Origin of the sequence: Hahella sp. HN01 (assembly GCF_018986435.1) — a bacterium.
Taxonomy (GTDB): Bacteria; Pseudomonadota; Gammaproteobacteria; order Pseudomonadales; family Oleiphilaceae; genus Hahella.
The window spans coordinates 159990-177671 of record NZ_JAHMIN010000009.1 but is presented as its reverse complement, the minus strand read 5'-3'; the positions used below and the strand labels follow the sequence as shown (position 1 = coordinate 177671).

The 17682-nt window shown below is 58.2% G+C and carries 13 protein-coding genes; 8 read left to right on the top strand and 5 right to left on the bottom strand.

Annotated elements, in window-relative coordinates; translation table 11 throughout:
* Positions 1–6: 6 nt before the first annotated feature.
* The 5 genes from KP814_RS11215 to KP814_RS11195 form a co-directional block, all read right to left on the bottom strand.
* A complete protein-coding gene (locus KP814_RS11215; RefSeq protein ID WP_253938306.1) occupies positions 7–2481 on the bottom strand; it encodes an EAL domain-containing protein in 2475 nt (824 codons plus the stop codon).
* Between the two features lie 23 nt (positions 2482–2504).
* Positions 2505–4166, bottom strand: a complete 1662-nt coding sequence (locus KP814_RS11210) for a diguanylate cyclase (RefSeq protein WP_216736852.1) — start codon at positions 4164–4166, stop codon at positions 2505–2507.
* Entirely contained in the window at positions 4156–4548 is a 393-nt protein-coding gene (locus tag KP814_RS11205; protein ID WP_216736851.1) for a response regulator, read from the bottom strand. The genes KP814_RS11210 and KP814_RS11205 overlap by 11 nt, the downstream gene beginning before the upstream one ends.
* A gap of 141 nt (positions 4549–4689) precedes the next feature.
* Positions 4690–5475 (bottom strand): ABC transporter substrate-binding protein, encoded by a 786-nt coding sequence (locus KP814_RS11200; RefSeq protein ID WP_216736850.1) that lies wholly within the window; start codon positions 5473–5475, stop codon positions 4690–4692.
* A 140-nt stretch (positions 5476–5615) separates the two neighbouring features.
* A complete protein-coding gene (locus KP814_RS11195) occupies positions 5616–6218 on the bottom strand; it encodes a TetR/AcrR family transcriptional regulator (RefSeq protein ID WP_216736849.1) in 603 nt (200 codons plus the stop codon).
* 287 nt (positions 6219–6505) lie between these two features.
* On the opposite strand from KP814_RS11195, the gene KP814_RS11190 reads away from it, so the two are divergent.
* From KP814_RS11190 to KP814_RS11155, 8 genes are all read left to right on the top strand, one after another.
* Complete coding sequence (locus KP814_RS11190; protein ID WP_216736848.1) at positions 6506–8305, top strand: acyclic terpene utilization AtuA family protein; 1800 nt, start codon at positions 6506–6508, stop codon at positions 8303–8305.
* Between the two features lies 1 nt (position 8306).
* Complete coding sequence (locus tag KP814_RS11185; RefSeq protein ID WP_216736847.1) at positions 8307–9170, top strand: SDR family oxidoreductase; 864 nt, start codon at positions 8307–8309, stop codon at positions 9168–9170.
* Positions 9171–9186: 16 nt separating this feature from the next.
* Positions 9187–10803, top strand: a complete 1617-nt coding sequence (locus KP814_RS11180) for an acyl-CoA carboxylase subunit beta (protein WP_216736846.1) — start codon at positions 9187–9189, stop codon at positions 10801–10803.
* Positions 10804–10845: 42 nt separating this feature from the next.
* On the top strand, positions 10846–12021 hold the full coding sequence (locus tag KP814_RS11175; RefSeq protein WP_216736845.1) for an acyl-CoA dehydrogenase family protein: 1176 nt from the start codon (positions 10846–10848) through the stop codon (positions 12019–12021).
* A gap of 3 nt (positions 12022–12024) precedes the next feature.
* Entirely contained in the window at positions 12025–12831 is an 807-nt protein-coding gene (locus tag KP814_RS11170) for an enoyl-CoA hydratase/isomerase family protein (protein WP_216736844.1), read from the top strand.
* A complete protein-coding gene (locus KP814_RS11165) occupies positions 12828–14789 on the top strand; it encodes an acetyl/propionyl/methylcrotonyl-CoA carboxylase subunit alpha (protein ID WP_216736843.1) in 1962 nt (653 codons plus the stop codon). The genes KP814_RS11170 and KP814_RS11165 overlap by 4 nt, the downstream gene beginning before the upstream one ends.
* 34 nt (positions 14790–14823) lie before the next feature.
* Positions 14824–15654, top strand: coding sequence for an NAD(P)-dependent oxidoreductase (locus KP814_RS11160; RefSeq protein WP_216736842.1), 831 nt, complete (start codon positions 14824–14826; stop codon positions 15652–15654).
* 111 nt (positions 15655–15765) lie between these two features.
* The gene (locus KP814_RS11155) at positions 15766–17601 is read left to right on the top strand and encodes a long-chain-acyl-CoA synthetase (RefSeq protein WP_216736841.1); all 1836 of its coding nucleotides are present in this window, start codon (positions 15766–15768) and stop codon (positions 17599–17601) included.
* The last annotated feature ends 81 nt before the right edge of the window (positions 17602–17682 follow it).

Genomic DNA, 17682 nt, shown 5'->3' with positions numbered 1-17682 from the left:
CTGGATTTATAAGGCCCCGCTCTCTTGACCTGCGCCGCTCAGGTAGTCTCCCTCAAACTGCTCCACCGGCATGGGACGAGCAACATAAAAGCCCTGGATGAGATCGCAACCCTGTTGCCGCATGACGCGGATCTGATCGATGGTCTCCACCCCTTCCGCCAGAATCTTCAAACCCAGGGTTTTCGCCATTTGCACAATCGCAGTAACGATCGCCAGATTATCCTGATCATGTGGGATATCGCGAATAAAGGACCGGTCGATTTTCAGTAAATCCACCGGATAACGCTTCAATGAGGCCAGATTGGAAAAGCCGGTGCCAAAGTCGTCCACCGCTACGCCCACTCCGAGACAACGCAGCTCCATCAGTTTGGACACGGCCGTCTCTATATCCTTGGCCAGGGCGCTTTCTGTGATTTCCAGCTCCAGCAGACGCCCGTCCACATGGAACTCCTCCAACAGCAAGCCAACCTGGGATACAAAATCAAATCGTCCGAACTGACGCGGCGACACGTTCACCGCCAAACGCACCGCGCGGCCATATTGACGCTTCCAGTCGGCAATCTGTTTGATGGCGCAGCGCAGCACATATTCGCCCAGTTGATCGATCAGGCCATGGGCTTCCGCCACAGGAATAAACTCCGCTGGCGACACCGGTCCGCGCACTGGATGGTTCCAGCGCAACAGCACCTCCGCGCCGAATATGCGATGGTTGTACAAATTAACCTGGGGTTGATACACCAGATGAAACTCCCGGTTGACCAGGGCCTTGCGCAGATCGCTGGTCATGCTCACCTGGGCTTTCAGCTCTGACGCCATGTGCTCTTCAAAGATCACAAAGTCGTTCTTGCCCATTTTCTTGGCGGTGAACAACGCCATGTCGGCTTCTTTGTACAGCTCAATGCCGAAGTTGGATTTGTGTTCGCGACTGTAGGTGGCGACGCCAATACTGAGGCCAATGCTGATTTCATCCATGCCGATATTGAACGGCGTCTCACAGGCCTCCAGCAGCCGCTCGGCATATTGAATCACCTGTTTCTTATCCCGCACGCCTTTGAACAGAATGGCGAATTCATCCCCTCCCGGGCGACACAAGACCGCGCTGTGAGGAATCAGGGATTCGAGTCGTTTGGACAAATCGACGATCAGTTGATCGCCCAGCTCATGCCCGTAGGCGTCGTTGATATGCTGGAAGTTGTCCACGTCGATCAGAAACAGTGAAAACTGATCCCGCACGCCATAACGCACGTTGCGAATCGCCAGCTCCAGGCGGCGCTCCAGATGCAATCGATTGGGCAGCCCGGTGAGCGCATCGTGCTGCTCTTTAAAGGACATTTCCTTGATCAGGCTGCGCACATACATGCTCACCATGCGGGCCCGACGCGCGCGCGCTATCAGATTGATACGCAGCACTTCAGGGTCGATGGGCTTCATCAGAAAATCATCGCCAGCCAGTTCGATGGCGGTCAGTTGCGCGCTGGAATCGGACTCCGCGGAGAGAAACACCAACGGCACGTTGGCGAATTGCACATGCTGGCGGATGATCTGCCCCACTTCTAACCCTGTGCATTCCGGCATATGCAGATCAAGAACGATGAGTTCCGGTTTGAACTCCGTGATTACCTGCAGCACTTTTCTCGGTTCACTCAGCGTGCGGGCCTCCACGCCAGCCGCTTCCAGATGCGCCCGATACAAGGCGGTAATGTCTTCATCGTCATCCACCAGCAGAATGCGATACGGCTCCGCCGGCGTCTCTTCCACCATGTCTTCAATACTGGCCAGCAGACTCTCTGAATCCAGAGGTTTGGTGAGATAGTGACGCACTCCGGCCCGCACCGCCTGCAGACGCGCATCAAAGTCAGTGCGCTTGGAAATAACCACCAAAGGCACGCCGCACATCTCCGATGAGTTCTGATTGATGGCGAAATCCAGCCCGGCGTTTTCCCCTTCCGGCAGAATAACGTCCATCAGAATCGCCGGCGGCGTTTCGTCTTGCGGGCGCTGCCCCAGCGCCGTAAGGCTGTTGAAGATACGCGCGCTGTAACCATGCTGTTCGATATGGGTTTTCATCCACTGCGCCAGCATCTGATCGTCTTCGACGATGTAGACCAAGCGTCCCGGACGAGGGTTACTCTCCATCTCGCTAGCTCCAGGCGCGGCGTCGCCGGTGTGTGGGCGGCGCATCAGTTGTAAAAGCAGCCCCATGCGTTCGTTGTGCTTGTCAAACGCAGTCGAGCCTTCTCTGATTAAGTCCTGCAAATAAGCATTCAACTCCGCCGCCGCCGCGCTGAGTTCGGGAAGCCCAAAGGTTTTTCCCGATCCCGCCAGGCTGTGCAGCGTCATACAAATATCGTTCAGGCGTTGACGATCGCTCTTTTTCAGCAATTCGTCCCACCATTTTTCCAGCGCATCCGCCCTGGCGCCCAACGACTGCCGATAATGTCGCTGGATCTGCGCCAGCTTGTTTATCAGTGCACCGTCCATGCCTTTATCACTGCTCCTGTCCATCAATCCGAGGTCTTAGGTTTATATATGCAGACTTTGTTACGCCCCTGCTGCTTGGCGTCATACAGAGCGTCGTCCGCCGCCTTGGTGAGCATCGTCATGTCGTCGATATCGGGAAAGGCGGCGATGCCCGCGCTGAAGGTCACCCGTAGAGGGTCTTCCGCAGTATTGTGATTGATGGAGGCGAAGCTCATGCGCATGGACTCGATGACAAAACGGGCGTGCTCTTTGGTGGTGTCCGGCAATATGACGACAAACTCTTCGCCGCCGTAACGCCCGATCACATCGCTACGCCGCAAACGCCCCTGCAGATAACGCGCGAAATTCACCAATACACGATCGCCCATCAAGTGGCCGTAATTATCATTCACCTTTTTAAAGTGATCCAGGTCGACCATGACATACGCCAGACTGCTATCCATACGGCGAGCCCGGGACAATTGCTGCGATAAATACTCTTCCGCACTGACGTGGTTGAGCAACCCAGTCAGGCCATCCCGGCTCAGCATGCCCCGCAGTTCCCTGCCCCGTCGCGCCCGACTCTCCACCGACGCAAGCAGAAAGGGCGCCGGCACCGGTTTGATAAGAAAATCGTCGCCGCCAGCGCGAATGGCGCCCAAGTGGCGGGCGATATCCTGCTCCACCGAAACAAAGATGATCGGCACGCCATAGAGCGTGGCGTCCTGGCGTATGGCCACAGCCAGCTCGATGCCGTTATACCCAGGCAAATACAAATCCATCAGAATCACATCAGGAAAAAATTCCAGCAATACTTCAGGAATATCCTCAGGCTGGGACACCACCCTCGCATTCATCTGCGCCTGTTCCAGCAGCTGTGCGTGATACATGGCGAGTTCACTGTCGTCGTCGATCAACAGCACTCTGTAAGGCACATCTCCCTCAGAAATGAAGCATTGATCGAATTTGCTCAGTAACTGGGAAATATCCGGCGGCGACTGCAACACTTCGCGTATGCCCGCCCGATACGCCTGCACGCGCAAAAACAGGTTTGGCGTTTGATGTAAGACGAACACAAAAGGTACTTTGGTTTTACCCATTTCAATGGGAGCCGGACAAAGCTGGGATGCGCCCAGCTCTTCATAGACGACGATATCCGGCTCAAACCGCAGCGCGCTCTCGATCACTTCCTCCGCAGAACAGGCGCGCACCTCATAACCGTAATGTTTCAATTGTTCCGGCAGCGAATTGCAGGCGCTCTGTTTCGACAAAGCCAATAACGCTTTAGGCGCCGCCGGCCGTTGAATGCGTTGGGAGGAAATCAGAGAAAGCTCTTCGTTGCTTTGTTCGTCTGGTTGCGCGGAGGAATCAACCTGAGTCAGCAGGTTATCGATTTCCAGCACCAAACGCTTGGCGTTCTCGGGAAAGTCCGAGAGCTGATCGATTTTTTGTTCGATCTTCTGCATCAGCGCGGAGAGTCGGGCGAACCCGTAGGAGGCGCCGGAGCCAGCCAAACGATGCACCAGATGCCGAAAGGGCATCAGAATTTCCCGGTTGAAATTTTGCAGCGTTCTGACGGAGCTCCAACTATCGCGCACATTGGTCAGCTTTTGCGGCAACGCACTGGCATACGCCGTGCGCAGAGCCTGCATTTTTTCCATCGGCGAGCGTGAATCCTCCTTCGCATTCTCCCGCTCATCCCGCATGCACCTTCTCCCAAAGCCGCTTAACCTCATCGGAAAGCTTCATCGGGTCAAAGGGCTTGGGGATCACGCCGACCGCCCCCAGACTGATAAATTCGTCAATTTCCGACTTCTGCACTTTGGCGGTCATAAACGCAACGGGCAGATGCTTGCATTCCGTCACTTCCCGTAAGGCCTGCAATGTGGAGGGTCCATCCAGCTCGGGCATCATCACATCCATCAGCACCAAGTCCGGCATTTCCTGAGGAATCACCTCCAGGGCTTCTCTGCCTGAACTGCACAATATGACCTCGAAACCGCCGATCGCCTCCAAGGCCATCTGCGCTATAGCCTGAATATCAGGTTCATCTTCCACGTAGACAATTTTCCGAATAGGCGGAGCCACAGGTATCTCCTTGCTCATTCACGCGCGCCACAGCCAACAGGGACGAAGACCGGACGCACGTCGACATTTTTCTTTGAACCTTAGCTAAAAGCATAGACCCCGTTTGCGATGCGGGACAATTTTTTGTTTGTTTTAAAGGTGTTAATCCAATTCCTCCGCGGACTGCGGCCAGGATTCCCGTAGATGTCGCCACTGCGGCCTCATGCCCCACTTTTTGTATATGCGCTCCAGTTCTCCAGACTCATACAATTGCGGCAGTTTGCGGGCGAGAATTGCCTCAAACAAGCGCCCGCGCTCGTTATCCGCAAACCCCACATAAAGCTTCTCGCCGCTTTTGACCGTCACTGATTTGTAGTTCTGCTCATCCAGCTTCAGTTCTTGCATGGCGCGCCGAATATTGACCGAATAATCAATCACATATTTAACTCTGCGCCGCACCAGCAAGCCAATGCCCTGCTCGATGCTTTCCAGCTCCACAGGCTCTATATCCGGGTTGAACCACTGTTTGAAATCGTAGCCGCGTATCCAGGCCGCCTCTCCACTGCGCACACGCCCGACGCCACGCCACTCCTGTTGCAATCCTCGCAGAAACAGCGCCACCACTGGATCATCCACACAGAAATGTAAGTCAGGTATCAGCATGACTTCCTTGCGGCTGCCATAGACGCCGACCAGCGCGTCTCTCTCCTTGTTGGAGACCCAATACAAAGCGCGCTTCCAGGGTACGATCTCACAGATAACTGAGACACCGCCCGGCTCGTAAATTGCGGCGAGGACATCCCAGTAGAGACCAGTGCAGTCGGCGTTGGAATAAGGCGCCCACTCTTCAGAAACCGCATGAAGCTTGAGTTGAGATTCAGCGGCGGATGGCAGGGTCTGTAGCCAGAGAAGCGCGCAGCACAGAGCGCTGCTGCGGATAGAGGCCATGGCGGTTTTCCCAGCTGGGGAAGCGAACGCCTGGAATCAGCGCGCCATCCCCGTCAGCAAATTTTCCAGACAACGAATTTCAAGGAAAACTATAGACCATGTTGGCGGAGAACGCGTCGTTGAACGCGGCAGAAAACAACCTAATCTTTGACCACCAGATAGAGCGCCTGCTGCGCCAGATCTTCCACCGTCATGCTGCCTTCCGATTTGTACCAGGTGATGGTCCAGCTCAAGGCGCCGGTGAGAAAGCGTCGCAACACCGCCACATCGCCTTTAACCAGTCCGGCGTCGCGGGCTTCGCTCAGCGTGTCCAGCCACAGGCCTTCATATTGATCGCGCAATTTGAGGATTTCTTCCTGTCGCGCGTCCGACAGGCTTCGCCATTCATACACCAGCACGGTCATCGCCTCGCCGGTGCCGCCGAGTACGGACTCCAGTTCGCAGCGCAATAGCGCCAGCAGTCGATCGCGAGCCGTCGGCGCCCGCTCCAGGGCTTCGCGCATTTTAGCGGTGATGTAGAGAATGGTTTCTTCCATCACCGCAAACAGGATGTCTTCCTTACTGCGGAAATGATGAAAAATACTGCCGCTTTGAATGCCCACGGAAGCAGCCAGATCTCTGACCGTGGTGCGTTCGTAACCTTTTTCCTTGAACAGGTGCGCAGCCTTGGCCAGTAACCTGCCCCTGGCGCTCTGAGGGTCAGTGATGCGTCCCTCTTCGATAAGTTGCGCAAGTTGTTTCATAAGCAATCACATTCCTGAGCTGACTGATGGGAGACCCACGGCGGAATCCGGGGCGCCGTGCGGGGCCGCACATTCTAACGGCAAACGTCGAAAAAAACTCCCTTATGGCGCTTAGCCGAAGATTTAGGTCGCCCCTAAGTCTATCTCAATTCGGCCCCTTTACAAACCAAGCGCTTGCTTGGTATCGTTGACCGGGCTCGCATCATCGACAATAACCATTCAAAACGACATACCTGGACGATACGCGCATATCCGCGTTATCGACCAGAAAGGAACGGGCGACGATCATGACCACCAAGTCTACTCTGCGCATTGGCTGCGCAGCCGCATTTTGGGGCGACACCAACACCGCCGCGGCGCAATTGCTGGAAAAAGGCGATCTCGATTACATGGTGTTCGACTATCTGGCGGAAATCACCATGTCCATTCTCACCGGCCAGAAGCTGCAAGACCCGAACAAAGGCTACGCCACAGACTTCGTTGACCATGTGATGAAGCCGCTCCTGCCGAAGCTGAAAGAAAAAGGCGTGAAGGTGATCAGCAACGCTGGCGGCGTAAATCCCCAGGCCTGCCGCGACGCCCTACAGGAAATCATCGACAAACTGGGCCTCGATCTGAAAATCGCCGCCGTCATGGGAGACAACATTCTGCATCGACGCGCGGAGTTTGAGCGCCAGAATCTCACCGATATGTTCTCCGGCGCGCCTCTTCCCCCGGTCAGCGTCAGCATGAACGCTTATCTGGGAGCCCCGGGTATCGCCGCCGCCCTGGCTTACGGCGCGGACATAGTGATTACCGGGCGGGTTGTGGACAGCGCGCTGGTCCTGGCGCCGCTGATTCATGAGTTTGGCTGGACTATGAAGGACTACGACAAACTGGCTCAGGGCAGCCTCGCAGGCCACATTATCGAATGCGGCGCACAATGCACGGGCGGCAACTTCACGGACTGGCGCGCGGTGGAAGGCTTCGACAACATGGGATTTCCCATCGTGGAAGTCGACGCCAACGGAGACTTTACCGTCACCAAGCCTGAAGCCACTGGCGGTCTGGTCAGCATTGGAACGGTCTCGGAACAGTTGGTCTATGAAATCGGCGATCCCGGCGCCTATCTGCTGCCGGACGTCACTTGCGATTTCACCCAGGTAAAACTGCAGCAAACCGGTCCGGATCGCGTGCGCGTCACCGGCGCCCGCGGACGCGCGCCCACCCGTCTATATAAGGTATGCGCCACCTATCCTGACGGCCATAAATGCGTCGCCACGTTTCTCATGGCCGGCATCGACGCCGCCGCTAAAGCCAAAGTCACCGCCGACGCCATTATTGGTAAAACCCAGAGACAGTTCGAAGAGCGCGGCTGGCCAGCCTTCACCGATGTCGATATCGAACTGTTGGGAACAGAAGCCACTTATGGCCCCCATTCCCGCATCGCCGGCAGTCGGGAAGTCGTGGTGAAAATCGCCTGCGCGCACCCCCAGAAGGAAGCCCTCGCGCTGTTTTCCCGGGAGATCGCCCAGGCCGCCACAGGCATGGCTCCAGGCATTACAGGCATTGTAGGCGGCAGGCCGACCGTGTGGCCCAAGATTCGTCTGTTTTCCTTCCTCACCCCAAAGAACGGCATCACCATCACCGCCAATATGGACGGAGTGGGCAAACCAGTGAAGGTCGAGTGGGACTACGAGGCAACGCCCTCCCCGGCGGACACAACGGAAGTTGAGTCAGCGCAACTGGAAGCGACCACCACACAGGCGCCGCTGGTCAAATTGGCCTGGGCCCGCTCGGGAGACAAAGGCGATCACGCCAATATCGGCGTCATTGCGCGCCGGCCGGAATATCTTCCCTATATTCGCGCCGCCCTCACCGAGGCCGCGGTGGGCGACTATATGCATCATGTATTGCACCCGGAGAATGGCCGCGTCACCCGCTGGGACTTGCCGGGTATATCCGCCCTGAACTTCCTGCTGGAGAACAGCCTGGGAGGGGGAGGCGTCGCCAGTCTGCGCATTGATCCTCAGGGGAAAGCCTTCGCCCAGCAGTTGCTGGAATTCCCGATCCCCATTCCGAGCGCCATTGCAGAGGAGCTGGCCTGATATGTCTTATCAATCGGTATTCCGGGAAAACGCATTCGCCGACCGCACCATCATCGTCACTGGCGGCGGCAGCGGCATCGGGCGCTGCGTCGCTCACGAACTCGCGGCGCTGGGCGCACGCGTCGCCATCATCGGACGCAAGCAGGAAAAGCTGGACCGAGTGCTGGCGGAGATCCAGGAGGATGGCGGCCGCGCCAGCGCATACGTATGCGATATTCGCGAAGAGGATAAAGTCAAAGCAGTCATCGCAGAAATCCTTGCGGAGCTGGGCCCGGTCCATGGCTTGGTGAACAACGCCGGCGGTCAGTACCCTGCGCCTCTCTCCGCCATTAATCAAAAAGGATTTGAAACCGTCGTGCGCACCAATCTGGTGGGCGGATTTCTAATGGCCCGCGAGCTGTATAACCAATGTTTCAATAAACAGGGCGGCGCCATCGTCAACATTATCGCCGACATGTGGGGCGGCATGCCCGGCATGGGTCACTCCGGCGCCGCCCGCGCCGGCATGGACAACTTCACCAAAACCGCCGCCGTTGAATGGGCGGCGGCGGGGGTGCGCGTCAACGCCGTAGCGCCGGGCTGGATCGCCTCCAGCGGACTGGACCATTACGACGCCAGCATGAAACCCATGCTGCTGTCGCTGGCCAATGGCGTGCCATTGAAACGTTTGGGAACGGAGGCCGAAGTTTCCGCCGCCATCTGCTTTTTACTTAGCGAGGCGGCGGCTTTTATCAGCGGAGCCACCTTGAGAGTGGACGGCGCAGCCTCCCTGGGCGGCCGCGTATGGCCGCTGCCGAAAGCGAAAAACGTACCGGTCTACAACGGCTTCCATCGCGCCGTCCGACCCAAAGTCCTCGACGATTAACAGCCGGAAACGCGCCATGCCGAAACTCACCTCTCAGATTGACGTTCATTCCGAAGAATTCGCCGCTAACCGTCGCGCCATGATGACGGCGATCGAATCCTTCCGCAGTATTGAAAACAAAGTGCGCGAGAAAGCCCTGGAGGCCCGCGAGAAGTTTCACAAAAAAGGTAAATTGCTGCCCGGAGAGCGCCTGAACCTGTTACTGGATCGCGGCGCGCCTTTTTTGGAACTGTGCTCCCTCGCCGGCTACAAAATGCATGACGACAAAGACGGCTCCTACGCCGGCGGCGGCTCCATCGTCGGCATTGGTTACGTGCAGAGCGTGCGCTGCTTGATCATCGTCAGCAACAGTGCCGTCAAAGGCGGCGCGATCTCCCCCGCCGGTCTGGAGAAAACGCTGCGCGTGCAGCAGATCGCCATGGAGAACAAGTTGCCGGTGATCACCCTGGCGGAATCCGCCGGCGCCAACCTCAACTACGCGACGGATATTTTCGTGCAGGGCGCGCGGGGCTTCGCCAACCAGTGCCGCCTGTCCGCCGCAGGTCTGCCCCAGGTCACCGTGGTGCACGGCAACGCCACCGCGGGTGGAGCCTATCAGCCGGGCCTTTCCGATTATGTGATCGCAGTAAAGAACAAAGCCAAAATGTTTCTCGCCGGTCCGCCCCTGTTGAAGGCCGCCACCGGTGAGATCGCCGACGACGAAACATTGGGCGGCGCGGAAATGCACGCATCCATCGCCGGAACCGCGGAGTTTCTGGCGGAAGACGACGCTGACGGCGTACGCCTGGCGCGGGATATCCTGAAACGCATTCCCTGGAACGAACAGCTCGCTCCCGCGCCTGCGCGCACCTGGAAGGAACCGCTGTATCCGGCGGAAGAACTGCTGGGCGTGGTTCCCGCCGACGTCCGCAAGCCCTATGACGTGCGCGAAATCGTCGCCCGCATCGCGGACGGCTCGGAATATCTGGACTTCAAGTCGCTCTACGACAATCAGACCGTATGCGGCTTCCTCCACATCCAGGGCATGGCCTGCGGCGTCATCGGCAACAACGGCCCAATCACGCCCAAAGGCGCCGCCAAAGCCGCTCAGTTCATCCAGCTCTGCGAGCAAAGCAATACGGCGATCCTGTTCTTCCATAACACCACCGGATTTATGGTCGGCACCGATGCGGAACAGAACGGCGTCATCAAACACGGCTCCAAGATGTTGCAAGCGGTGGCCAACGCCAAGGTCCCACGACTGACCATGGTGGTCGGCGGTTCTTACGGCGCCGGCAACTACGCCATGTGCGGCCGCGGACTGGACCCCAGATTCATCTTTTCCTGGCCCAACAGTCGCACCGCCGTCATGGGCGGCGCCCAGGCGGGCAAGGTATTGCGTATCGTCACTGAAGAAAAGCAGGCCAAACTGGGCCTGACGCCGGACCCAAAGATGCTCGACGCTATTGAGAAAACCGCGGCGGAAAAAATTGAACAAGGCTCCAGTGCACTCTACGGAACCGCACGTTTGTGGGACGACGGACTGATAGATCCCCGCGACACCCGACACGTACTGGCCCTGTTGCTGGACGTTTGTTACGAAGCGGAGCGCAGGCCTTTGCGCCCCAACACTTTCGGCGTAGCGCGCTTCTGACGCAGGCGCGGCGAGGCAGGTTTACACAGAGGAAAAATAACAATGATATTCACTCAGGAACACAGCGAACTTCGACGCACCGTGCGCAATTTCGTGCAGAACGAAATCAATCCGCATATTGATGAATGGGAAAAAGCCGGCGCCTATCCCATGCGGGAAATCTTCAAAAAGCTTGGCGAGCTTGGCCTGCTTGGCATCCACAAGCCGGAGGAATACGGCGGCCTGGGCCTCGACTATAGCTACAATCTCGCGGCGGCGGAGGAGCTCGGGGCCTGCGGCGCCGGCGGCGTGCCCCTCTCCATCGGCGTACAAACCGACATGTGCACCCCCGCCATCGCCCGCTTCGGTTCCCATGAACTCAAAAGCGAGTTTCTTACTCCCGCCATCCGCGGCGAGATGATCGGCTGTATCGGCGTGAGCGAAACCTCCGCCGGCTCTGACGTCGCAGGGCTAAAAACCAACGCCCGCAAAGACGGCGACGACTATGTGATCAACGGCTCCAAAATGTGGATCACCAACTCGCCGCAGGCGGATTTCATGTGCTTACTGGCCAATACCAGTGACGACAAGCCGCACAAGAACAAGACCCTGATGGTCGTCCCCATGAACCTGCCGGGCATTGAGGTGGCGCCGCATCTGGACAAGCTCGGTATGCGCTCCTCAGAAACCGCTCAGGTGTTTTTCGATGATGTGCGCATTCCCCAGCGTTACCGCATCGGCGCCGAAGGCATGGGATTCATGATGCAGATGGTGCAATTCCAGGAAGAGCGCATGTGGGGCGCCGCCAACACCATCAAGGCGCTGGAAGCCTGCGTCACTCAAACCATTGCTTACTGCCGGGAGCGCAAGACCTTCGGTCAGCCGTTGATCGACAATCAATACATTCATTTCCGCATGGCGGAGCTGCAGACGGAAATCGAAGCCCTGCGCGCCCTGACCTATCAAGCCTGCGAGCTGTATATCCAGGGCAAAGACGTCACCCAACTGGCTTCTATGGCGAAACTCAAGGCCGGCAGACTCGGTCGCGAAGTCACTGACAGCTGCCTGCAATACTGGGGCGGCATGGGCTACATGTGGGACAACCCGGTGTCGCGGGCGTTCCGCGACGTGCGTCTGGTCTCCATTGGCGGCGGCGCTGATGAAATCATGCTTGGCATCATCTGCAAGCTGATGGGGACGCTGCCGGGCAAGCGCAGCGCCAATTCCACAGGAGAATAAATCATGAGTCCGCCCGTCACTGAAACCCTGCTGGCTGAATGCCGTGATCACGCGCTGCACATCACTCTGAATCGGCCGCAAGTACGTAACGCCATGAGCCTGCCAATGGTGCGTGAGATTATGGCGCTGTTCGACTATGCCGACACAGATGCACGCCTCCGCGCAATCGTCCTGCGCGGCGCCGACGGTCATTTCTGCGCCGGGGGCGATATCGCCGACATGGCCAACGCCCGCGCGGCGGCGGAGTCAGGAGACGCCGATCCGTTTCAGGCGTTGAACCGGGAATTCGGGCGGATGATCACTCGCGTCAATCAGGCCCCACAAACCGTCGTCGCCATACTGGAAGGGGCCGTGCTGGGCGGCGGCTTTGGACTGGCCTGCGTCAGCGACGTCGCCATCACCCTGAACAGCACCCGCTTTGGCTTACCGGAGACAGGGCTGGGCATTCCTCCGGCGCAAATCGCGCCTTTCGTGGCGCGCCGCATTGGACTCACGCAAGCCCGCCGCCTGGCGCTGCTGGGCATGCGTTGCGACGGAGAAGAAGCGACACGACTCGGCATCGCTCATGAGTGCGTGACAAACGCCGATGAGCTGGCGGACAAACTGGCGACGATCCTGGCGCAGATCAAACGTTGCGCGCCCCAGGCCAACGCCGTCACCAAACGGTTGTTGCTGGACGTTGAAGGCGCCGATCTGGAAACGTTGCTGGATCGCGCCGCCGCCGACTTCTCCCGCGCCATTCAGGGCCCGGAAGGCAGAGAGGGCGCCCTGGCGTTCATGCAAAAACGTAACCCGGAGTGGGCGCAATGATCACCAAAATTCTGGTCGCCAACCGGGGCGAGATCGCCTGCCGGGTGATCCGCACCGCCCGCGATCTCGGCTTTCGCACCGTCGCCGTCTACAGCGACGCCGACCGCGACGCCCCTCAWGCGTTACTGGCGGATGAAGCCGTGCATCTCGGCCCTGCGCCCGTGGCGGAGTCGTATCTGGACGCCGATAAAATCCTCGCCGCCTGTCGCCTGAGCGGCGCTGACGCGGTGCACCCTGGCTACGGTTTCCTCTCAGAAAACGCCCGCTTTGCGGAAAAATGCGCTGACGCCGGAGTGACGTTTATTGGCCCTCCCGCCGACGCCATCGCCCTGATGGGCAGCAAACGCCTGTCCAAGCTCGCCATGCAGGAAGCGGACGTGCCCTGCATTCCCGGCTACGAGGGCGAGGATCAAAGCGACGCCACATTGATAGCCGAAGCGCGACGCATTGGCTTCCCGGTCATGATCAAGGCTTCCGCTGGCGGCGGCGGACGCGGCATGCGTCTGGCGCAGAGCGAAGCTGAGCTGGCGGCGCAAATCAAAACGGCGCGCTCAGAAGCTCTCAACGCCTTCGGCAGCGGTGAGCTGATTCTGGAAAAAGCCCTGCTGCAACCCCGTCACATCGAAATCCAGGTGTTTGCGGATACACAGGGCGCCGCGCTGTATCTGGGGGAACGTGACTGCTCCGTACAGCGCCGCCATCAGAAAGTGGTGGAGGAGGCGCCCTCGCCCTTCGTTGACGCGGACCTGCGCGAACGCATGGGCGCGGCAGCGGTGAAGGCGGCCCTGTCCTGCGGTTATGTCGGGGCCGGCACAGTGGAGTTTCTGGTGGATCAAGACAAGCGCTTTTATTTTCTGGAAATGAACACGCGCCTACAGGTGGAGCATCCGGTCACCGAACTGGTCACCGGCTTCGATCTGGTGGCGTGGCAGATTCAGGTCGCCGCCGGCGCGCCCTTACCTGTTACTCAGGAGCAAGTGCGCATCCAGGGCCACGCCATGGAAGTACGTTTGTATGCGGAAGACCCGCAGCAGAATTTCCTGCCGCAAACCGGCCGTATTCAACGTTGGCGACCTGCGTTAAGCGAAGGCGTGCGCATCGACGATGGCGTGAAAGAAGGTCAAACCATCACACCCCACTACGACCCCATGCTGGCGAAAATCATCGCCTGGGGCGCCGACCGCGAACAGGCTCGTCGTCGTCTACAACGCGCAGTGGAAGACAGCCTGCTGTTCGGCGTCAACGGCAATCAACGATTCCTGGTCAATATTCTCAAGCACCCCACTTTTCAACAAGGAGAAGCCAATACCGGCTTTCTCACGAATGAATTCAAGGACGATCCCTCGCTTTCGCCACAAACGCCGACCGACTTAGTCGTCGCCCTGGCGACGCTGCTTTTTCACCATCAGACCGAACTGAGCCAGCCTCACCGCCATTGGCGCAGCGCCGGCTATTCATCCTGGCCTTACGAACTGAGCAGCGGCGACGACATTTGGGAGCTGGCGCTAGAGACGCAGGAAGATGGCGCGTTTCAGGTCAAACTGGACGACCGCGCTATCACGCTGGGACTGCAGTATATTGAGCCCGAGCAAGCCCTGTTCGAATGCGACGACCTACGTCGCCGGGTTCGCTATCTACGGCAGGAAAACCGGCTATCTTTGCATCTAGACGGCGTTGTTTATGACTTTGAAGACCTAACCCATGCGCCAGCGGAAGCCGGCGACGCGACTGGCGACGGCAGCATCCGCGCATCTATGGACGGCCGCATCGTGGACGTGCTGGTCGAACCCGGCCAAAGCGTGGAGAAAGGCGCAACGCTGGTCGTGCTGGAAGCCATGAAAATGGAGCATCCGTTAAAAGCGGATATATCCGGCGTGGTGGAGGACATCAAAGTAAAAACCGGCGATCAGGTCAGAATCCGGGAACTGCTGGTTACTCTCACTCTAAGCGCAGAATAAACCGCCAATAAAAACAACAAACAAGGACACGCTCATGTCGCCCCTACATAATAAAACCATCCTCATCACCGGCGCTTCACGCGGTATCGGCCGCGCCATGGCGTTACGTTTCGCCCGGGACGGCGCCAATATTGTCCTCGCAGCGAAATCCGCCGAACCTCACCCCAAGCTGCCCGGCACCATCTACAGTGTGGCGGAGGAAGTCGAGCAGGCTGGCGGCAAAGCGCTCCCCGTGCAACTGGACGTGCGCGACGATAACGCCGTCAAAGCGATGGTGGAGCGCGCCGCTGCTGAGTTCGGAGGCGTGGACGCCGTCATCAATAACGCAGGAGCCATCAAGTTGTCCGGCGTGGAGCATACGCCTATGAAACGTTTTGACTTGATGCATCAGGTCAATACCCGCGCCGTGATGACGACCGCCCAGGCCGCCCTGCCTTGGCTGAAGAAGTCCGGGCTGGGACATATCCTCAACCTGTCTCCTCCGGTCAATCTCAACCCCAAGTGGTTCGCTCAGTATTCCCCCTATACGCTGACCAAATACGCCATGTCCATGTTGACCCTGGGGATGGCGCAGGAGTTTCGTCGCTATAACATCGCGGTGAACTCACTATGGCCGCAGACCCTGATCGCCACCGCCGCAGTGGAGTTCGAAGCCGGCGGCAAACAGGCGCTGGACCGGGCGCGTAGCCCTGAGATCATGGCGGACGCCGCCTACGCCATACTGACGGATAAAGAAGAGCGCCGCAGCGGCGAGTGGCTCATTGACGAACAAGTGCTGCGCGATACCGGCGTGACGGATTTTTCCCCCTACACCTACAATCCCGAAGCGGGTCAGGCGCTAATGACCGACCTGTTTATCGACTAGCAGAGACGGTCGACTAACCGGGTTTATTGACTAACATTGAAAGGCAGTACCGGACCCGCTCTCTATTGATAGATAGGCAATTAGGAAACAGGAAAACAAGAGGACCGAACTATGCCGCAGGAAGGCCGCATATCCGCGCGGGATCTGGCCCGTCAACTGCCCTTCGTCGCCCAGAAACTGCCTTCCCTGCTCAAAGGTTATTACTACTACGCCCTGCTCAAGCCGGATAAAGCCCTGGCCATTGGCGACATCATCGAACGCAATGCGGACACCCACGGCGAATGCGACGCGGTGCTCTACCGCGACCGGCGCATCAGTTATGAAGCGTTTAATGCCTGGGCCAACCGCTTCGCCCATTACTATCGCGCTCGCGGCGTGGCGCGGGGCGATGTGATTGCCCTGAACCTGGAGAATCGACCGGAATTGCTGGCGGCGCTGGCGGGTGCGTTAAAACTGGGCGCGGCGGGAGCCATGATCAACACATCCCTGCGCGGAGACGCGCTGGCCCACTGCCTGAACCTCACTCATCCCAAACTTGTGGTCGTGGGCGAGGAGCAATTGGAAGCCATCGCTTCCGCTACGTCGCTACTGAACATCCCCGTCGACTCACAACGCATGCTCTTTCTGGCGGATGCGGATACGCTCAAGGAGGATTCGACCGCCCCTGAAGGATACGTCAATCTGGGCGCCATCATTAAAAACTATCCCGACGCCAATCCGGTTGTCACAGATCGTCCCCTCGCCGGCGATACCGCGGTCTACCTGTTCACCTCCGGCACCACCGGCCTGCCCAAGGCGGCGCCCAGCAGCCATCGCAAATGGTTCAAGGCGTATGGAGGCTTTGGTCATATGTCGCTGGCGCTAACCGAAAAAGATGTCGTCTATGCTCCCCTGCCCTTGTATCACGGCACCGGACTGCTGGTGTGCTGGGGCGCTGCGCTGGCGGGCGCGTCCGCTCTCGCCATCCGACGCAAATTTTCCGCCAGTGAATTCTGGAGCGACGTGCGTCTTTATGGCGCGACCTGCTTCGGCTACGTCGGCGAATTATGCCGCTATCTGCTCGCCCAACCGCCGGGGCCCCAGGATCGCCATCACAAACTGAAAAAAATGATCGGCAATGGTCTGCGCCCTTCCATCTGGCTCCAGTTCAAAGAGCGTTTCGGCATTGAACAGATTGCGGAGCTGTATGCCGCCAGCGAAGGCAATGTCGGCTTCACCAACTTTTTGAATCTGGACAATACTGTCGGCTTTTCCACTGCGCCTTTCGCCTTGRTGAAATTCCATGAAGGCACCCGCGAGCCAGTCCGCAACGGCAAAGGCAAACTGCAAAAAGTCGCCAAGGGCGAACCGGGATTACTGCTGGGTAAAATCACGCCCAAATGGAACTTTGAAGGTTACTCCCAGCCGGAAGCGACGGAGAAAGCCATCATCCGCAACGCTTTCCGCAAAGGCGACGCCTGGTTCAATACTGGCGACGTATTACGGGAAATCGGCTGGCGTCATCTGCAGTTCGTGGACCGCATGGGCGACACCTTTCGCTGGAAAGGCGAAAACGTCTCCACGACTGAAGTGGAGAATGTGCTGGACAAGCTGGACGATGTGGAAGAAGCCGTCGTCTACGGTGTAGAGATTCCCAACATGAGCGGCAAAGCCGGCATGGCGGCCATCGTGGCGAAGGACAAGCAACGCGGTCTGGATATGCGACAACTGGCTCAGGTCATGCGGGAAGCATTGCCGACTTACGCCATGCCAGTCTTCATTCGCGTTACGCCGAGCATCGCCAAAACCGGCACATTCAAATACCGCAAGGTGGACCTGCAAAAAAACGGCTATCAGTTGAATGAGCCGGAGGATCAGGTTTATCTATGGGCGCCGGAAGCCGGAGAATACCGTTTATTGTCTCAGGAAATGATCGCCGCACTGGAGTCCGGCGTCTACCGCCTTTAGCGCCCAGTTAATATTACAGTTGTTCACGTTTACCGCTTTTAACGGGACGCTGCATCGCCTATTTTAGTGGCCTTCTATTGC